The sequence below is a fragment of the Paenibacillus favisporus genome, from assembly GCF_040545415.1.
Lineage (GTDB): Bacteria > Bacillota > Bacilli > Paenibacillales > Paenibacillaceae > Paenibacillus_AQ > Paenibacillus_AQ favisporus.
The window spans coordinates 1-18596 of the sequence record NZ_JBEPLV010000009.1 but is presented as its reverse complement, the minus strand read 5'-3'; the positions used below and the strand labels follow the sequence as shown (position 1 = coordinate 18596).

Below are 18596 nucleotides of genomic sequence, written 5' to 3'. Positions count from 1 at the left end.
CATCTACTATAACTCTATTTTCAAGCCGCTGTCCCCTTTTGAAACGCTGTCCATCTCATTCCTGCGCGAAAGACTTAGCCATCGGATTGGCGGTTTCCCGGTCTGACGTGATTTTGCCTGTCGGATCCATGACATCATATTGGTAGTAATCCGCGCTGAAGCTGAGTGCATTCAGCATCTGAGCAGGGATTAGTTCCCTGCACCGTCCAGCTTCTGCTTCGCTCCTTCCGGCAGCTCATCGGCCTTCACTTCTTGGTAGGAACTGACCTCATCTCCTTTGACATAAACCCGCAAATAAGCGTCTTTGCGCAGTTCCTTCTGTGCCGTAAAAGTCAAAGCTTTTTCTTTTCCGCTTGGATTATAGCCATCCAAGGTGTATTCGTAGTAGACGTACTTCTCCCCGTTGTCCGATTTGTCTTCGAAACGTTTTCCGTCCTGGTTAATCTGCACATAATACTGCTGCGCGCCGAGGCGGTTCAAATTCACGTTTTGGATGAATACGACGAATCCGACCAGAACGATCAAAATAACCGCTATTGCGATGAGCCCTTTTTTCACTTCAATCCACTCCTCACTTTACATTCGTAACGATTTTGTAGTAGCTGTTGACGGTCAGGAAATAATAAACGAGATAAATGCAAATATAAATGCCCATGCAGCTGACGACGGGAACGACCAGGCTGGTCATCATCAGGTTCGATAAGGCCGATAAGGCCACGGCGCAGTGGGCAATGCCGGCTGCAAGGGGCAGCGCGAATACAAACAGCACCTGCTTGGCGACCGATTTGCGGATTTCGCTTTTTTTGACGCCGATTTTATGCAAAATCAAATACCGTGCTTTGTCGCTGCTCGCTTCTGTCAGCTGCTTGAAATAAATGATGCTGCCCGTCGCCGCCAGGAACACGAGCCCAAGGAATCCGCCCATGAAGATCATCAGTCCGGTAGACTCCATACCCCGCGCATAATCGCTATAGAAGCTTGCCAAACCGGCGTTCTCCGGCAGAATATTCTCCAGCTGCTTGGTCAGGTCCTTAGCCTTGTCCTGATGCATAATTTCGTACGCTTGAGCAGTCAAGCTCTTGGCTTTCGGCTGGAGCGCCGCAAACAAATCGTCGCTGACGACCAGGGTTGAATAAACGGTCCCGTGGTTCAGCACGCTGTACGTTTTCAATGCGGTAAAATGGATCTTTTCATGGATTCCCTTTCCCGTCAACACAATGGTGGATCCCTCGTATGCCGGCGAAATCCCCTTCATATACCCGGGCTCCAGCACCGCGGCATCGCTGCCTTGTAGGCTCAGCACGTCGTCCCGCCCTTGAAGCTTGGCCAGCTTGTTGAAGGTGTGGTTCGATATCACCGTAAACGTCTGCTCATTGGATCCGGCAGTTTGCCCCAGTCCGGTAGTATCGGCATCCACTTCAAGCAAAGGAATGGATTCATGGTAGATCACCTTGTGACCCGCAGCTTGTTCGATAGCCTGATTCGCTTTGTTCTCTGCAGCTTTGTCTCCCCCGATAAACATGTAGCTGTTCGGGTTCGCCAGCGCCACATTGATCCGGTTATTGTAATAAAGGCTGTATGCCGTTCCGACCGCTGTCAGCGTCGTTGCGCTCAGTACGGCGATGATTGTCAGCGTGCGTGCGTTCCCTTTCATCCGGTACAAAAGCTGGGAAGTTCCAATTAGATTCAGTCCCCGCCAATAGCTTCTTTTGCGTTTGCGGGCCAGCTTCAGCAGCGTAACGGTCAATGTGTTAAAGAGCAGATACGTGCCGAGAATAACCGAAACGAGGATAACCAGCGGAGTCACCAGCACACCGATTGTCTTCCACGCCTCTGATGTCAGCATGTTTTGCAGCGCAAGCCAGTAGCCGAAACCAACAAGCAATACGGAGAGAAGCGCAATCCATACGGATGACCGCGGTTCCTTCTCCCGCTCCTGGTCCGCCTTGAACAGCTCAATCAGCTTGAACCGGTAAATCAGGCGATAGCCTTGAACCGAAGTGATCAGCGTAATGATCAAGAACACGCTAATCGTATTCAGGACGGCTGCCAGCGAAATGGCAAAGTTCGGCATGGCGTCGTAACCCATCACGTTCATCAGAAGCATGACAAAAAAACGGCTGAGCACCGATCCGAGCGCAATGCCGAGGAGCAGCGCCAGGACGCCCATCAGGAAATTTTCATAAAAGAGCATGCGGCCGATCTGCTTTTTTCGGACGCCGAGTAATGAATACAGACCGACTTCCTTTTTGCGCTTACGCGTAAAAAACGAATTCGAATACCAGATAAAGATGGCGACGAAGACGATCAGGACGACGGCTGCTCCGCTGAACGCCGAGCTGATTTTCGGCGATCCGTCCGATGCCGATTGAATGGTATGATCGTACTTCAACGACACAAACGTAAAATAAATAACGATGCTGAAAATCATCGATGCAAAATACAGAAAGTAATGTTTGAAGTTATTCCTGATGTTTTTGCCGGCGATATTAAACAGCGTCATCTTCCTCACCTCCAAGCGTCGCCAGAACCTCGAGTATTTGACCAAAAAACTGTTTTCGTGAGAGATCATCCTTCCGGAGTTCCATGAACAGCCGGCCGTCGTTAATGAAAATGACCCGCTTGCAGTAGCTCGCCGCATTCGCATCATGCGTAACCATCATAATGGTAGAGCGATTAGCCTGATTCAGCCGGCTCAAGCTTTCCAGAAGACGGGTCGCCGACTTCGAATCGAGCGCGCCGGTCGGCTCATCCGCCAAAATCAGGCTCGGATTGGCCACGATCGCCCGGGAAGCCGCTGCCCGCTGCTTTTGTCCGCCCGAGATGTGGTACGGGTACTTATCCAGGATTTCACGGATTCCAAACGTGTCGGCAATCTCGTTAACCCGCTGCTCGATCTCCGCAGCCGGTACCTTGGACAGGGCCAGCGGGAGCAGTATGTTTTCCTTGACCGTGAGTGTATCGAGCAGGTTATAGTCCTGAAATATAAAGCCGAGCTTATTCCGGCGGAAATCGGACAGCTTTTCTTCATTCATAGTCACGATGTTGTGCCCATCAATGATGATTTCCCCGGAAGTCGGCGTGTCGATCGTCGAAAAAATGTTCAACAGGGTGGATTTTCCCGCACCGGAAGGTCCCATGATGCCGACATATTCGCCTTCTTCGATGCTAAGGCTGATATTATGCAGTGCCGTATATTGGTTTCCTTTGGTGCCAAAGGTTTTATTGACGTTCTCCGCTTGCAGTATCGTTTTCATGAGTATCTCCTTCAATTGGGTTGTATTCGTTCCTTATTGCTTACATCATTTATGTTAAATCCCGAACCTTTCAGCATGTTAATCCCAACCTTACAGGAACCTTAAATTTATGGAAGGACGCTAAAAAAGGAGAACGCTTGTCGCGTCCTCTGTTGGAGGCATGCATATGAAAACCTTGTTGATTGGAAGAAGCCTTTACCGATAAAATATATAGAGATCAACTTCGGGGTGAAGAATATGCACAGCAGAATGGCCGAGCTGCAACAAATTTTCCGTTTCGCACATGATTACTCGAATATGGATACGGTATTTACCGATCCGTCCCGCGGGATTTGCTGGGAGTTCATGTACAGTCAAATCCCCGATGCCCTTCAGCCTTATTTCAACAGCATAAGACCGAACCTCAATCCAGGCGATTCCGGTCCCGATCCCAGCATTAAACTCCATTCAACTTCTTTTCGATTGAACTTCATTTCGGTTCATTTCTATGCGGACGGGACAAGCTTTGGTAGCCTCATCGTGGGCCCTTTCCTTCTGGACGAGCCGTCCGTATCCAGTTTGAATACCGTATTACTTGAACATCATCTGCCTATCACCTTTATGCCCCTGATCGAGCAGTATTACTTGTCCCTGCCATTAATCAGCTCGAACAAGACCGATCGTCTCGTTGAGTTTCTCAGTTTTCTTTCATTCCATTTTCATCAAAGGAAACAGCAAAGCTCACTGAAAACGATCCAAATCGATGTTCAAAACGAATTCGTTAGGCTGCCGGAAACCGTCAAAGAGAAAACCGATGAGGCTATCCTGACGATCAATGATCGATACCGGACCGAAAACAAGCTGCTGTCCGTCATCGAGAACGGCAGTATCGAGAAGTTGGAAGCGATGCAGGAAGAACTGGCGATCTTCAGCAAACTGCCGGACCGTATCCCCAATAATCCCTTACGCTCGCGCAAAAACCTTGCCTTCGTCACCAATACGCTGCTGCGGAAAGCTGCGGAGCAAGGCGGGGTTCATCCGGTGTATATCGACAGCATTTCCGAGAAGTTTGCCATCCAAATTGAAAAAACAACCTCCATACAGCAATTGTCAAACTTGCACGACAAGATGCTCTACGAATACTGCGAAACCGTCCGTAAACTCTCTCTGAAATATTACAGTCCGGTGATCCGCACAGCGATCGAATATATAAGGCTGCATCTCGCCGAGCCCCTCCGGCTAGAGGCAATTGCGACTGCGGTTCATGTCAGCCCATCCGATCTGTCAAGGCAGTTCAAGAAAGAGACCGGGCAGCCCCTTACCTCATACATCAACAGCCTGCGAATCCGGGAGGCGCTGCAAATCATCCGCAGCGAGCCGATCTCCATCACGGACATTGCGCAGATGGTTGGTTTCAGCGACGTCAATTACTTCACGAAAGTGTTCAAGCAATTGCAAGGGGTTACGCCGAGCGATTACCGTAAAACGCTGCAGTGCAAAGCAGCAAAAAAGCCACAGACTTGAATCTAAGTCTGCGGCTTTTTTCCTTTTTTGGAGCATGCTATTTCGGCAGGGCTTCCTTTTTCTTCTTTAGATCGGCTGTAAGGTGCAGTGTCCGTGTTTTATTCAGCGGATACAAAAACACCACAATCAGGAAAATAGCCGATAAAATGACTGCCGGAACCAAAGTGGACAGCGTGTAGATTCCATGCAGGGTGGCTGGACTCTGGACGTTGAGCTTGGCATCGTATCCGACGGCCGCAATGGCAAAACCACCGAGTCCGCCGGCAATCGCCTGCCCGACCTTACGGGCGAAGGAGTATATGGAATAGATCGTTCCGTCCTCGCGAAGTCCCGTCAGGAACTCATGATAATCGATCACATCCGTAACAAAAGCCCAAATGACCAGATTAAAAAACGCGTAACCGAACATGGCGACGGCAAGGAGAGCGATAAACGCTTGAACGCTCAAGCCCGGCATCGCATACATGACTGCATAGACTGCAGCTGCAAGCAGTATTCCGGCCGATGCGGTTTCCTTTTTGCCGAATTTGGATACCAGCGGTTTGACAAGAGGCATCGCCACAAAGACGGTAGCTGCTTGGAGGAATCCCACCAGGCTTAGAGCCGCCGCGCTGTGAAACACATTTTTGAATAAATACACGTTGACAGCACCGACCAGCATGAAGCAAATCATAAAAGACAGGGAAGCCGCCAGAATGACGACCAGCGGTTTATTGCGAATCAGCCCTTTTAGCGTCCTGGCGAGATTGGCTTTATCCCCCTGAACATCGGGATCCACAATCCGCTCGACCGATAAACGATAGCAGGCCATGTAGCAAGAAAGCGAGAGGATGCCGAAAATGACCGCCGCCAGCAGAAAGCGGTTGGCATTGGCTTGATTATCCACAAATATGATGAGCGGACCGGCGACATTAATGATCAACCCCGCGAGGGAAGCACCCAGCGTCCTGAAGGTGGATAAGCTCGTGCGTTCCACCGGATCGTTCGTAATGACGGATGCCATAGAGCCGTATGGAATGTTGACCGTGCTGTAGAATGTCCCCCACAGGATATAGGTCACAAACGCATATGCTTCGTAGAATCCGGTGGACATGCCTGGGAGATGAATGAACATAAGCACGCCCGTTGCCACGAGCGGAAAGGACATTCTCAAAACCCACGGCCTGAACTTTCCCTGCTTTCCCGATTTTCGGGTATCGATAAATCTCCCCCAGGCCACGTCGGCTACAGCATCCCACAGCCTTGCAATGAGGAACAGGCCCCCGACCAAAGCCGCACTCATGCCGAAAATATCCGTGTAATAGACCATCAAGAATGAGCTGACTAGAATAAAGAAAAAATCATTGCCGAAATCACCGAACAAATACCCGAGCTTGTCTCGAATTCCGAATTTTCGCGTTTCCTCCCGGACGTTTAGTTTCTCTGCCGTCTTCAGTCCAAATTGTGGTTCCATGTGATCCCCCCGAAACAAAATGTTCAGTATGATCCAATCTCCAAATTCGTATACTGGGCAAACGAATCCCGCCCTCTACATCTTTTCTTTATAGTAGAAATCGGGGATGCCTAACCAGCGCTTGCGCAGTTCGTGCGCCGCAATTTTAGGCTTGCGGTCACGGGTAAAGATGCCCTTTTTGTTACCTTGTACACGAATGATGCCCTGGCTGGTGGCGAAATCGGCAAAGCTCCAGACTTGTTCGCCGGCAAAATGACGGAACTCGTCAAAGACTTCATGGTATGCCTTATAAAATTCCGCTTGAAACTCTTCCGTAAACATAACCGGCTCAACGTCGTGAAAACCGGTCACCGTGTCGGCGCCATATTCGGTCATCAGAATCGGCACGTCCGGACAACGCTGCGTCCAGGCGTTCAATTCGGCCCGAAGTTTCGCTTGTGCTGCGTTCAGGTCGCCGCCGTCCACATACCAGCCGTAATAGCGGTTCAAGCAGATCACATCCAAGAGATTAGCGACCTTGTCCTTGTCAGGCGTGGCGCCTAAATGTGTGACCAGTGTTACTGGACGGTGCTGCGGGTCCAGCTCTTTCAGCAGACGGATCAATGGTTCGAAATATTCATTCGCCCCTTCCTCTTCGGATGCCGGCTCGTTAGCGACGTTCCACATAACGATCGAAGGGTGGTTTTTATCCCGTGCGATCAACTCCCGGATGACTTCTTGATGGTGCTCAAAAGTTTGCAGCTCCTGCCAGGTGCTTCTGCTTCGCGGGCCGCCAGACAACATCACCATGAAATTCAAGTGCAGACCTACCGCAGGCACTTCATTGATCACGACCAGCCCTTCTCGGTCCGCAAGGCGTATTAGCTCCTCCGAATATGGGTAATGGGCTGTGCGGAACGAGTTCGCGCCGATCCATTTCATTAAATGAACGTCCATGGCGTTTACGGCTTCGTCAAAACCGCGGCCATGGATCGGAGCATCCTCGTGTTTGCCAAAACCCTTAAAGTAAAAAGGCTTATTATTGATCAGGAATTTCCCGTCCTTCACCGCGACGGTTCGGACTCCGAAAGGCTGATCGTATACATCCATGATCTTGTCATCATCCAGCAGTTCGATGCGAAGCGTATACAGATACGCATGTAAGGGCTCCCAAAGGTTTACGCGGGATATCGACAAAGTTCCTGATGCACCGTCTCCGGCAGCGGCAACCTCACCTTCTTCATCAACGATTTTCACTCGGGTCTTTAGTCCGCAGGATGCCTTGACCTCATATTTCACGAGTCCAGAATCGCCATTCGTTTCGGTGACAATGTCTACATCTTGGATGTACAGCTGCGGAGTCGTATAAATTTTGACCGGACGCTGGATTCCGGCGTAATTAAAAAAGTCAAAATTGGGCTCATTGCACGCTTTTTTCCCTATTCCCGGAATTTCTTTTTCATAATGGAATCCAACCGGGAGTGTGGACTGATCAACGATATTGTTGACAGCCACGTTTAAACGGTTTGGGCCTGCCTGAATGAAACGGTTGATCTCTGCTTCAAAGGGTAGGAAGCCTCCCTTATGCTCCATGACGAGTTCTCCGTTCAGGTATACTTTCGCCGCATGCGTAACCGATCCAAAGCGCAGTACGATCCGCTCGGATGCAAGCAGGTTCGGCACGACGATGTCCCGTTCGTACCATACCCAACCAATATGATTCCTGATCTCAGCCAAAACGCCGATATCGTTATAAGAGGCGGGTACGGGCATGGTCATCGCTTCGAATAGTCCGGACCGGTACCACTCCTCCTGGAATCCGGTGCCTTGGTCCAGCTTGAACTTCCAAATTCCGTTTAAGTCGATGATACTTCGGGTTGACGTTACGATTGGATACAACATATCTAGTGATCACTCCTTTTCAGAACCATCCTAAATGAAAGCGCTTTTTATTTCTCGTAAAAAATTGCTCATAATCGTAATATTCTAAAACAAGTTTGTATGGTACGCTGGATTGTTGAATGAATAATAGGATGATCACTGTGGTATTACAGTTGATTCAGTGCCTTACGGATAACAAATTGAACCACCAGAAAGGCAATGCATGAGAAACGGATTCCAAAATATAAAAAGTCCGCATTTCGCGGACTTTTCCTCTAACATGGATATGAAGAAGCTTTAAAAGCTGACGGGAAGACTCACCAATGATCGTAGCGTGCTGTAGTGATAGGCCAGGTCTTCCGGTTTCACGTCGAGACGCAGGTTGGGAAAGCGCCGCAATAGCGAGCCGAACGCGATTTGTCCCTCCATGCGGGCAAGGGGTGCTCCCAAGCAAAGATGGATTCCTCTGCCAAACGCCAAATGATCGGTTTCTTGTCTTGTGATGTCCAGCCGCTCTGGCGCGTCGAATCGGCTTGCATCCATATCCGCTCCGGCCAGCGAAACCATAACCATCTCGCCTTTTCGAATGAGTGTACCATGGATCTCGATATCTTCATCTGCTACGCGGCCCGTAATCATAACCGGACCCGCATACCGGAGCAGCTCTTCAACCGCAGCCGGCAGAAGGACCGGATCCTCGCGAAGCAGCTGCATTTGTTCTGGATGCTGAAGCAGTGCCAGGATTCCGTTGCCGATAAGATTCACGGTCGTTTCATGTCCTGCCGTAATGAGCAGCCAAATGGTAGAGAGCAGCTCGTTCTCGTTAAGTTTATCGCCCTCGTCATATGCCTGCAACAAACCGCTGATAACATCGTTACCGGGGCGCACCCTCTTTTCGGAAATCAAAGATTGAATGTAATCAATAAACTCCTGGAGGGCTTCTTGAACCAAGTTTGTTTGGCCGGGATTCAGCGCGCCTTGGGCCAGCTTGTGGGTCCACTCGCGAAAGCGCGCCTGATGATGGCCGGGGATTCCCAGCATCTCCGAGATTACGATGATAGGCAGCGGATAAGCAAATTCTGAAATGAGTTCCATCCTGCCCCGGCTAGCCACCTTATCCAGCAGCTCGTCGGCGATTTGTTGGATGCGCGGGCGCAGATCCTCAATCATTCGGGGCGTAAAAGCTTTGGAGACCAACCGCCGGAGCCGGGTATGGTCGGGCGGATCCACCATGAGCATATTAGGCATGTTTTTGAACCATTCGAGCAATTCATTGACGGAGCTTTTCTCACGTGAAGATTGTTGCTGTGAAGGGAACTTTCGCCGGTCCGAAAGGAACCGGGGATCTTTCAAAATCGCTGAGACATCCTCATACCGAAAAGCTATCCATGCTTCGCCCATGCCAAAAAAGTCGTCAAGCCGGCAAAGTCTTTCCTGACGATTGACCAGTTTTTGGTAAAACGCGTTGAAATCACGCATCGTTTCCGGTGCCACTAAATCACTGCTGGTGATGTCTTTCACGGCAGCTCACCTCTTCACTTTAGTTTTTCCATACCGTATCGGATCATGTCGCAAAATGCTTCCAATTCCTCCATAAGGGTGCGGGTATAGGCTTCGTCAATATGGCTCATCCCCTTGGTCTCATTCAGAAACTTCGTTTCGAAATGTCTGGTTACGGACATGACAAGCTCGAATGCATACGTTCGATTTACGCCTTCACGAAGGGGAACTTTGTCAAAAAGCTGTGCAAACATCGCATTCCGGGCTTCGCTCACCTGGCCGTACTTATCCTCGATTTCCTCCTTCAAGCCATCAGGTGTGGCATAAAATGCCTCATATACCAACTTCCATTCATCCGGATGATCGCGAAAATAGCCGAGCTTCGTACGGCTTAACTCAGTGATGGCTGTAAAAAAATCAGCATGGTCCGTAGTCCGCTCATCAAAATGGATACCGGTTCGGACCTTCTCAAAGCAGTGGTCCACTAAGCTAAGATACAGTTTCTTCTTACTCGTGAAATGATGAAAGATCAAAGCTTTGGAGATCCCGGCAGCAGCCGCCAGCATTTCCGTTGAAGTGTTCTTGTAACCGTTGCGCGCAAACACAGTTAAGCAGGCTTGCAAAATGTTCTCCTGTTCGTAGAGCTGTATCGGCAGTCTCATCACCTCTTTTTGAGTATGCTGACCAATTGGTTAGTAAAATCATACAACATGCTGACCTCTCGGTCAATATAAATGACAAAAAAATCCACCTGCAGAATGCAGAAGGATTTTTTGAAGGTACAGGGGTACAGGTTTCCTAGTTTCCTAGTTTCCTAGTTTCCTAGTCTCCTCCCCCTCCACAGGAACTGCAGGATGAGGAGCTGCACGAGGACGAGCTGCAGGAAGAATCGCTGGACGAACTGCAGGACGAGCTGCAGGAAGAATTACCGGAATCATCGCCACTAGAGCTGTCATTGTCCGGAGATGGGCCTGAATCGTCCACCCCTGGATCGGTCGAAGGATCGCTGTCTGAAGGATTCCAATCGCCCGAAGGGTTGTCATCATTCCAAGGATCCGTATCCATGGCCGTCAGAAACAGAATGGAGCTGAACGGATCTACCGTCACCCCGCTCTCCTCACTGCGGCGGATGCCGGTGGATTGACCACGGCGGCTTCTGGGAGGCAATGGACGGCTTGCCCTCAATGTGCCGGGTTTTGCTGACTTGACGTCACGATAATGTTTTCGGATCGAGCCGATGATGGCCAGTTGAATAGATTCGATTGCGGCATCGGAACTGCTTTGAAAATATCGGCTGCGGATCTCTTGATCGTTTAAATTGTCGAAGGTTTGAATGAATTCCTCATCGATTTTAAATTGGAAAAACGGATTCAGAAGTGCCTCGTTTGCCGGATAAATGTGAAACAGCATGCTGTAGATCAAATCATACCGTGCCCTCTCTTCTTCCGGTAACTTTTTATCATTCGTGTAGGCCACGTTAGGTTGATGATGAATAAACCGTCCTGCAAATGTGGTGCAGAAGCGATCATAATCGCGGGTAAACATCAGCATTTCATGCCAGATCAGGTCGGCATCTTTACTGAACATGGGAACCTGCTTGAGAATCGCGCACATGAGAAAGAACCTCTTCACTTCAAGCAGCATCCATTGATATTGGGTTTGGCTGATGGGATGGCGCTCCATAACCCGCTGCTTTACGTGCTCCATATAGTCCGTTCCCAGCGCGTTCTCCAAACGTATGACGAGATCGGATAAGCCTTGTATCTCTTTATTGATGCCTATGTATGATGGTATGGGTGTATCAAACCCGTGACCCTTATTCCCTTCTTTTGAGCTATCTCCGGAAGCCGAACCGGAACCCAGCAATCTTTTCAAAAATGACAGCAAACTCATGTTTCTCCTCCCTATGCCGTGGATTTCGGTCCCCAATGGAAATGAATCCCCTTAAATGAGATTACCATATCACGGGAAGGAAGCAATGACACTTTCGTTACTGGAAATCCGTTTCCTATAAAAAGGCAAACCCCCGCTTCTCTCAAAAACAGGGGTTCACCATACACCATTCACTTCTAGGATTAAGAGCTTTGTTTGGCTGACTTCAGTCTGGCCAGTTCTTCCTGAACTTCCTGCTGACGCGACCAATTCGTTAATTTGTCAGCCGCTTGATAAGCCAGCGTCCCTGCTTCTGCGAGCATCAGTTTCTCCTCCATGCGCTCAAAACCGCGGGAGATTTTGCTGATATCGGAGACCGGAGCGGTTCTTGCCGTATCCCGCATCGTATTCACCGCATTGGCACGAACAAGCAAAAAGGTGAGTTTGTCGGTGAGCTCTTTGTGCACGTCCTGCAGCCGTTGAATTTCACCGCGAAGCGATTCGGCCTGTTTTCTGACCGTTTCACGCTGCTCCGTATAGGTCTGCTCCAGCTTGGCGTGATGCAGCTTCTCTTGAATGGCCATCGCCGCGATATCGTCTTCATTGCGTTCGACGGCTAGCTGAGCTTGGCGCTCCCGCTTTCTGACGATTTCAGCGGTTGATGCCAGCAGCAGATCATACCGCTGCTCCGCCGCTATCTGGGTTTGCAGCGCCCCGCATGCTTGATCGATCTGGTCTTCAAGCTGTCTGATATAATGTTTGGCCATGCTGACGGGATCTTCGACCTGATCCAAGAGACGGTGCACGTCTGCTGCGGCTATATCTTTGATTCTCGTAAAAATTCCCATATATTAATCCTCCTTATGTTGTCTGCGTTCCCATTCATCCAGGAATTGTCCTCGGCTTGAACTATGCTCATATGATAACGGCGCCACGTCGGAAAAGCTCGGATTGGAAAGCAATTTACGCTGGCTGACAATCCTTTTATACAGCAGGAAAACGGCGATCAGAATAATCGTGCCCCATAGCGGGGTGAATAAGCTGAGTGTACACAGTGCAGCCAGGATGACTCCGGCCCATTTCAGCCCTCCCCTGCTTTTCAGGATCAGGAGCATCCCGCCGATCATCAGAGTGATTTGAAGCAGTGCTGTCCACACAGGGTTCATCCCCGCTTCCGAGCGCCCTCCCGGTCTCGTAAATCCCGGATACCCATGATGCCCCTGTTCGACAAGACCGTGCCAGGTTTTTCCGGGAACATCATGCCCGATAAAGAGGCTCCATTTCATGAGCAGCACAAGGAGAAGGACAGAAACCGATCCGATGACAATACCGGTAAGTAACGAAGATTTTTTCAAGGAACTCACCTCCTTTCCCGCATCCGTTTTGGTCATGTATGTTATGCCTTGTCCCTTTGCGTATATATAGCTTAAGAGAACAAGCTTTAGCGAATCTTAATTGTGAAAACAGGATGTTGACCGGCCCGATTCCCGGCACCGGGAAGCTGTGGAATATGGACGTGCCAATGCTGCGAGAGCACTGCAAACTCCAATGGCCGAACCTGTCCAAGCAAACGAAAAAGTCCGCGTTATCCGCGGACTTTCAATTTGCTCTATTTAATTGCTTTTTTGGTTTTGCAAAACACAGACTATTAGCTGTGCAAAGTGTGTAGCTTCCGGAACAATTTACGGATCCACCCGACGATCACGGGTACCAAAAACAGCATGACGAATCCGGCAGCGATGAGAACCCCGATTTGCGTTTCCTTTTCGTTGGAGAGCATTTCCTCTACACTGCTTCCAATCAAAATCATACGCTGATCTTCTCCCTCGCCGGGCAGATGAATGGGCTCCAGATGTCCGTTAACGGCCCGGCCGATCACCGTGATCCTTTGCCCTGGGCTAAGCGCGTGATAACCGTAAGCCGTTTCCTTAGGGCTCTCCACAAGCAGCGGGCGGGATGTATTTCCCTCATGGATAAAGGAAAGCTGATCCGGATTCACAGTTTCGGAATCAAGAGGCAGCCAGTCCGAGTAGAATTTGAACCGCTCACTTTCTACCTTAACGCCTTGAATGGTTAAACTTCCCCATACTTGAGGAGCGACGTCTTCATTCCACATATAGTTACAGCCGCTTTTGCTGCAGTGCCAATTAAACTTTTCCTTTTGAAGCAGCAGGTAACGCTGCATTAACTTGCCTTCATCCGCTGCAGCGGCCTCCCCCTCTGCGTTTCCTTCTACTCGGACGATTCCGTTCGTGTCTGCCGTCAGCTGCTGAACCGAAGCCGCATGTGAGATTAATGAGGCCAACCTGGCCGAGTCCCAATACAGCAGCAGTAAGCCGGCTAATATGAAAAAACCTAGGAATTTCAATAAACCCAGCCAAAAACGGGTAGCCCGGCTTCCGTCCGGTTTCCCCTTCCGCTTGGATTTACCTTTGCGAACCTCATGATGACGCTTTGCGCTGCTGTGTTTTGATTGACTTTTCGAATGCCTAGACACGCGCTCGTTCCCCCTGTGACCTCAAAAATGTTGTCTTTGTAACATTACGGAGCCGTACTAGATCGGGTTTCAGCAGCGTGCACCTATGCGCCTGATGAATTCACGTTCGTTTCCTGTTCCTGATATTCAGGCTTGCAATTTGCAGGATCTTCCATTACTTTTTGAATGATGCCGGTGAGTGCTGAGTCCTGCTTGCAGGTATCGGCTTCGATAAGACCAACTATGTTCGAATGACGAAAGGAGATGCCTATGAAGGAGTTGGGAGCTCTAGTTACTCCACCAAGGGTCTGGTACCAAAAGAAAAGAAACCTCCTGCGGATTGTCCTGCTGATGCTATGCTTGGCAGAACTGGCGATTGTCGGGGTGAAGTATGATGGTCATGTCCGCCAATTTTTGTGGATGGGAATCGCTGGATACAGCGCGGCATTGATATTTTTCAGCTATATTTTTACATATGTGGTGCTTCGGTATGGCAAACGGCAATCCGTTACGCGAAGAGCAGACTTGCTATTCGCTATTTTTATATTCTTCCTATCGTTATTCCCTTTAATTATGCTTGGGAGAGTAACAGCGGATATCGTTCAGGGGCCGGTTGTCAAAACCGTACACGTCGTCGAAATATGGGATCCTAGACGTGGCGGGGACCGCGTACGAACAGAGGACGGTAAGGAATACGAGCTCGCGGACAAGCATATTGTCATCGAAACTGGCGGCACATACCGAATCCAGGCTCTGGAATATTCGGGAATGATTCTGGCAGCCGAGGAGCAGAACTAAATAAAGGAATCGATAAACGGAGAGCATACCGAGCCCGCTGCAAAGCGGGCTTTCTTTATATGCCTTGTCAAACCGCCGCTTCCGATAAATTGGTCGAAATCAGCCCAGATTCTTTTTCATTTGCACCGTGATGATTTTGCGGCCGTCATCGAGCTGGGAAATTTTCAAATCAAAAGGTCTGAAGGAATGTTTATGGTAAAACGCCAGCCCTCTTGAATTCGCGTGATGACAGGAGAGGAAGAGTTCCCTCACCCCGTAGTTCTCTTTTGCCTTTTGCATCATTGCATACAATAAAAATTCACCGGCTCCTCGCCCCCTGTGACTTGGTGAGACCATGACGTTGCCAAGCCAACAAGCATGACCGCATCGGTTATATAAATTAGCGTAAGCGGCGATTTGACCGGAATCTTCTTCTATAACAACAGTTGGTTCAAAGCGGTTCATGAGTGAATCCGATATTTGTTCTGGTGTTAACGGAAACCTAAAACTTGGACCAACATAAAGCAGCTCCTGTTCCGTTTGCGGGAACCCGCAAATGTCTGTCAAATCCATCGTGGATAATGCTCTGTGAGTATACATATGCTTCGCTCCTAAAGCGGCGTAGCGTGGATAAAATACAATAAAGATCGTCCGCCCAAGCACTGATACAGGAATTAAATTAATTCGGGAAGCGCAAAGACGCCATGCTTCGTAAAGTCGCTGATGATCGCCTCAGGCAAATATTGAACGAGCTCCGACTTCGTGGCCCATCTATACTCGTCATGCTCGTGCGAGAGGGTTACACGCGGTTCGTCAGTCCTGCACAAATAAGATAACAGCACGATTTGCCTCCCCGGATCCGTAAAAAACGTCGTTGCAAACAGCAATCGATCGATACTTGCGTGAATCCCCGCTTCTTCTTTAATTTCGCGAATCAATGCGGTATCTAAATCCTCGCCAAACTCCAGATTTCCACCGGCCGTTTCCCAGCCTCCCGCGCCTACTTCGTCTGAACCGGAACGTTTGAGGATCAGTATACGGCCTTGATGGATAATTACAGCTTTTAAAACGACAACGATCTTACCTGTCATGATATGGTCCTCCCCCCATGCAGCGTCTCTCATTGTGATTGACGATACATGAAATGGGGATGGTTTTCAATTCATGAAATCGAATCTACCGCAATCCATGAAGCTGCCTCTTGAACAAAACGGCTCGGTTTCCCGATGCTGTACAATTGCAGTTCATGCATGGCCCGGGTACAGGCGGTATAGAACAGCCGCCGCAAGCTCTCTTCTCCGTATTCTTCGTCCGAAGCGTTATAGACGATCACAGCATCGAATTCGATTCCTTTGGCCAAATATACCGGAATGACAACGATTCCCTGTTTATATTCGATCGAACCGCTGGTAACGAGCTTGATATCCTCCAGATCGTGAAGGGATTCGAATACGGATGCGCTTTGGGCTGCGGATTTGCAAATAATCGCAACGGTCCGGTGCCCCTGTTCCCGGAATTGATTGACTTTTTCCCTAATGGACTGATGCAACTGCTCCGCGTCGGCAGCTCTCGTGAGGACGGGGCGGCTTCCGTTCCGGTCAAAAGGGATGATCTCTTCTCCGTTGGGGATAAGCGCCCGTGTAAATTCGACGATCGGTCTGGTGGACCGGTAGCTTCGGTTCAAGATAATGGCATCGGTTTGTTCCTCCCCGTATAATTCGGCCAGCATGCCGAAATCGTCCGTACCGTCGGCGTGGGCGAAGACTGCCTGGTTGAAGTCGCCAAGTACCGTCATTTTCGCCGCCGGGAACAGCCTTTTTATAAATTCGAATTGAAACGGCGAATAATCCTGCGCCTCATCCACGAGGACATGCCGGATTGAAACATTGGTCTGAAAGCCTTCGATCAGCTCTTTTAACAGCAAATAAGGTGTTGCGTCCTCATATAAAAGCTTCCCTTGGTCTATCAGTTGAGACGTCATTTCGCCGATTTCATTCCATTCGGGAGGGAGTTCTGCTCCTTCAACCTCGTCGTCAGTCGGATGGGAAACCAGCATTTGCTTATAGATGGCCGGCGTATCGATAAAGCCCATATCTTTAATTTGTTGCCGAATACGTTTGAATTTCCTGCTGACGATCCGGCGCGCAAGCTCTTTACGGACAAGTTCCAGATCCACATCCTCTTCCGATTCTTCGGTTAACCCGTGTTTTTTTCGAAGATGCGCATAAGCTTGCTGGTACTCATCATTGTCGACCAGCTCAACGGCGTCCTGCACCCAAGGCTTTCTCCGCTCGGCCTTCTCCGCTTCTTTGACCAGCTCCTTCAACCAATCCGACAACTTTTCCAGTCTGTTGGCAAAGCGAAGCGTCGTGTGCTCACTGTAGAATCTCTCCATGATTTCCTCGGCGGAAACGAGCGTTTTGCCTTTAATGGATATATCCTTGAATACCATTCCGGATTGTTCCAGCGCCTGGCGGCAGGATTGGATCCGATCAAAAAACGCCTTTGTCGCCTTAAAGCGGATACCCGCCATCCGCACCCGGTAGTTCGGGTCTTCCGAAGCCGTAAGGACGTACTCCAGCTGCGTGTAAGGATCTTCAACGTCGAAGGAGCTGCTCAGCCGGTGGTTCAGGTACTCCTGAAACGTAACCTGCTGCATATTTTCTTCCCCGAGTTCTGGCAGCACGTTGGAGACATAACTCTTGAACATGGCATTTGGCGAAAATAAAAGCATTTGGTCCGCCGTCAAACGGTTCCGGTATTTGTACAGCAAATAAGCGATCCGCTGCAATGCCGCCGACGTCTTGCCGCTCCCGGCCGCGCCCTGAACAATGAGCAGACGTGCGCTGTCATGGCGGATAATCCGGTTCTGCTCCTGCTGAATCGTCGCCACGATGCTTCGCATGTGCGTGTCCGCGGATTGACCGAGCACCTGCTGGAGAATCTCGTCACCGATGGTGAGCCGGGTATCAAACATCGACTGAATAACTCCGCTGCGGATGATGTACTGCCATTTCTGCTCCAACGTGCCTTGAATCGGCCCGCCGGGCGTGATGTATTCAGCCGGACCCGGTGTGCAGTCGTAATACATGCTTGAGACCGGGGCTCTCCAGTCATAAATCAGGAACTTTTCCCCGGTGGCATCCGTGAGTGAGGAAACGCCGATGTACACGCACTCTGTCTCGTTCATACCCTCTTCGGCAAAATCAATCCGCCCGAAATACGGCACATCCTGCATGCGCTGAAGCTGGGACAGCCGCTTGGAGGACTGGCGATGGCTGCCCTGGCTTAAGGAGAGGACCTCGGACTGCTGCCTTAAGCTGATAATCGTTTCTAGAAAATCGTCAAAATTGTCCGTGTTCACCGTAACGTCTTCCCAGAAATGCTTACGGATGTCCACAACCTCTTGCCGGCGGCGAGCCGTTGCTTCCTCATATTCGTTGATCTGATCTTGGATGATGCCAATCACCTGATTCACCCGCTGCTGCTCCTGTTGAAGTTCTTGACTCATTAAGAAACACTCCTTTACACAAATGATTGTGAGTTCCTGAAAAACGGGGGTTGACGGGACCGACGCAATGGTGTAAGATATAATTAGGAAATACTGATTAAATACATATACTTTCACATGACGCATATTTAAATTTATCATGTTGCTCTCATTTTGGCAACTCTATTTTTGTTTGCTTTCTAACTTCGCCTATTACGGGATAACGTTCCGTCTGGCGGAGTTTTTTAAAGATTATAGAATTTATAAATTTCAGCAAAGCTGAACCATTCTATAATCGCAAGAAAAACTTCAGCTAAATGCGGTCTGTCTTCTTTGAAGGTACGTCGATAGACGTTTTTCTTAAGATTATAGAATTTATAAATTTCAGCGAAGCTGAACCAACCATTC

Annotated in this window: 17 protein-coding genes; 2 read left to right on the top strand and 15 right to left on the bottom strand. The window is 49.6% G+C overall.

The window, feature by feature from the left end; translation table 11 throughout:
• Positions 1–55 precede the first annotated feature (55 nt).
• The 4 genes from ABID47_RS31120 to ABID47_RS31105 are packed head-to-tail and all read right to left on the bottom strand — an operon-like array spanning position 56 to position 3257.
• Positions 56–178 carry a hypothetical protein gene (locus ABID47_RS31120; RefSeq protein WP_354502813.1) on the bottom strand — a complete coding sequence of 41 codons (123 nt, stop codon included), beginning with the start codon at positions 176–178 and terminating at the stop codon, positions 56–58.
• Between the two features lie 11 nt (positions 179–189).
• Positions 190–558: a YxeA family protein gene (locus ABID47_RS31115; RefSeq protein WP_354502811.1), complete on the bottom strand. Its 369-nt coding sequence runs from the start codon at positions 556–558 to the stop codon at positions 190–192.
• Positions 559–571: 13 nt separating this feature from the next.
• Entirely contained in the window at positions 572–2503 is a 1932-nt protein-coding gene (locus ABID47_RS31110) for an ABC transporter permease (RefSeq protein WP_354502809.1), read from the bottom strand.
• Entirely contained in the window at positions 2490–3257 is a 768-nt protein-coding gene (locus tag ABID47_RS31105) for an ABC transporter ATP-binding protein (protein WP_116230555.1), read from the bottom strand. The genes ABID47_RS31110 and ABID47_RS31105 overlap by 14 nt, the downstream gene beginning before the upstream one ends.
• Before the next feature lie 237 nt (positions 3258–3494).
• Here ABID47_RS31105 and ABID47_RS31100 point away from each other — a divergent pair, with 237 nt between their 5' ends.
• Positions 3495–4760, top strand: coding sequence for an AraC family transcriptional regulator (locus ABID47_RS31100; RefSeq protein ID WP_354502807.1), 1266 nt, complete (start codon positions 3495–3497; stop codon positions 4758–4760).
• A gap of 37 nt (positions 4761–4797) precedes the next feature.
• Here ABID47_RS31100 and ABID47_RS31095 read toward each other — a convergent pair whose 3' ends face one another.
• The 8 genes from ABID47_RS31095 to ABID47_RS31060 all read right to left on the bottom strand — a co-directional run bounded on the left by ABID47_RS31095 (position 4798) and on the right by ABID47_RS31060 (position 13942).
• The gene (locus tag ABID47_RS31095) at positions 4798–6213 is read right to left on the bottom strand and encodes an MFS transporter (RefSeq protein WP_354502805.1); all 1416 of its coding nucleotides are present in this window, start codon (positions 6211–6213) and stop codon (positions 4798–4800) included.
• 75 nt (positions 6214–6288) lie between these two features.
• A complete protein-coding gene (gene uidA / locus ABID47_RS31090) occupies positions 6289–8094 on the bottom strand; it encodes a beta-glucuronidase (RefSeq protein WP_354502803.1) in 1806 nt (601 codons plus the stop codon).
• A 276-nt stretch (positions 8095–8370) separates the two neighbouring features.
• On the bottom strand, positions 8371–9594 hold the full coding sequence (locus ABID47_RS31085) for a cytochrome P450 family protein (protein WP_354502801.1): 1224 nt from the start codon (positions 9592–9594) through the stop codon (positions 8371–8373).
• A 14-nt stretch (positions 9595–9608) separates the two neighbouring features.
• Positions 9609–10235 (bottom strand): TetR/AcrR family transcriptional regulator, encoded by a 627-nt coding sequence (locus ABID47_RS31080; protein WP_354502799.1) that lies wholly within the window; start codon positions 10233–10235, stop codon positions 9609–9611.
• Positions 10236–10395: 160 nt separating this feature from the next.
• Complete coding sequence (locus tag ABID47_RS31075) at positions 10396–11466, bottom strand: glycine-rich domain-containing protein (protein WP_354502797.1); 1071 nt, start codon at positions 11464–11466, stop codon at positions 10396–10398.
• 182 nt (positions 11467–11648) lie between these two features.
• Entirely contained in the window at positions 11649–12293 is a 645-nt protein-coding gene (locus ABID47_RS31070; protein ID WP_354502795.1) for a PspA/IM30 family protein, read from the bottom strand.
• A 3-nt stretch (positions 12294–12296) separates the two neighbouring features.
• On the bottom strand, positions 12297–12800 hold the full coding sequence (locus ABID47_RS31065) for a hypothetical protein (protein WP_354502793.1): 504 nt from the start codon (positions 12798–12800) through the stop codon (positions 12297–12299).
• Positions 12801–13093: 293 nt separating this feature from the next.
• A complete protein-coding gene (locus ABID47_RS31060; RefSeq protein ID WP_354502791.1) occupies positions 13094–13942 on the bottom strand; it encodes a hypothetical protein in 849 nt (282 codons plus the stop codon).
• A 249-nt stretch (positions 13943–14191) separates the two neighbouring features.
• Between ABID47_RS31060 and ABID47_RS31055 the strand changes: the two genes are divergently transcribed.
• The gene (locus ABID47_RS31055; protein ID WP_354502789.1) at positions 14192–14719 is read left to right on the top strand and encodes a hypothetical protein; all 528 of its coding nucleotides are present in this window, start codon (positions 14192–14194) and stop codon (positions 14717–14719) included.
• 99 nt (positions 14720–14818) lie between these two features.
• On the opposite strand, the gene ABID47_RS31050 is transcribed toward ABID47_RS31055, so the two are convergent.
• From ABID47_RS31050 to helD, 3 genes are all read right to left on the bottom strand, one after another.
• Positions 14819–15298, bottom strand: coding sequence for a GNAT family N-acetyltransferase (locus ABID47_RS31050; RefSeq protein WP_354502787.1), 480 nt, complete (start codon positions 15296–15298; stop codon positions 14819–14821).
• A gap of 74 nt (positions 15299–15372) precedes the next feature.
• Positions 15373–15789 carry an NUDIX hydrolase gene (locus ABID47_RS31045; RefSeq protein ID WP_354502785.1) on the bottom strand — a complete coding sequence of 139 codons (417 nt, stop codon included), beginning with the start codon at positions 15787–15789 and terminating at the stop codon, positions 15373–15375.
• A 71-nt stretch (positions 15790–15860) separates the two neighbouring features.
• Entirely contained in the window at positions 15861–18209 is a 2349-nt protein-coding gene (helD, locus tag ABID47_RS31040) for an RNA polymerase recycling motor HelD (RefSeq protein WP_354502783.1), read from the bottom strand.
• Positions 18210–18596: the final 387 nt, after the last annotated feature.

Bases quoted from the DNA above. Each gene is read 5' to 3' on its own strand.
- helD (WP_354502783.1), bottom strand. From the start codon at position 18,209: ATGAGTCAAGAACTTCAACAGGAGCAGCAGCGGGTGAATCAGGTGATT.
- ABID47_RS31105 (WP_116230555.1), bottom strand. From the start codon at position 3,257: ATGAAAACGATACTGCAAGCGGAGAACGTCAATAAAACCTTTGGCACC.
- ABID47_RS31080 (WP_354502799.1), bottom strand. From the start codon at position 10,235: ATGAGACTGCCGATACAGCTCTACGAACAGGAGAACATTTTGCAAGCC.
- ABID47_RS31100 (WP_354502807.1), top strand. From the start codon at position 3,495: ATGCACAGCAGAATGGCCGAGCTGCAACAAATTTTCCGTTTCGCACAT.
- uidA (WP_354502803.1), bottom strand. From the start codon at position 8,094: ATGTTGTATCCAATCGTAACGTCAACCCGAAGTATCATCGACTTAAAC.
- ABID47_RS31110 (WP_354502809.1), bottom strand. From the start codon at position 2,503: ATGACGCTGTTTAATATCGCCGGCAAAAACATCAGGAATAACTTCAAA.
- ABID47_RS31055 (WP_354502789.1), top strand. From the start codon at position 14,192: ATGAAGGAGTTGGGAGCTCTAGTTACTCCACCAAGGGTCTGGTACCAA.
- ABID47_RS31120 (WP_354502813.1), bottom strand. From the start codon at position 178: ATGCTGAATGCACTCAGCTTCAGCGCGGATTACTACCAATATGATGTC.
- ABID47_RS31045 (WP_354502785.1), bottom strand. From the start codon at position 15,789: ATGACAGGTAAGATCGTTGTCGTTTTAAAAGCTGTAATTATCCATCAA.
- ABID47_RS31095 (WP_354502805.1), bottom strand. From the start codon at position 6,213: ATGGAACCACAATTTGGACTGAAGACGGCAGAGAAACTAAACGTCCGG.
- ABID47_RS31075 (WP_354502797.1), bottom strand. From the start codon at position 11,466: ATGAGTTTGCTGTCATTTTTGAAAAGATTGCTGGGTTCCGGTTCGGCT.
- ABID47_RS31070 (WP_354502795.1), bottom strand. From the start codon at position 12,293: ATGGGAATTTTTACGAGAATCAAAGATATAGCCGCAGCAGACGTGCAC.
- ABID47_RS31050 (WP_354502787.1), bottom strand. From the start codon at position 15,298: ATGTATACTCACAGAGCATTATCCACGATGGATTTGACAGACATTTGC.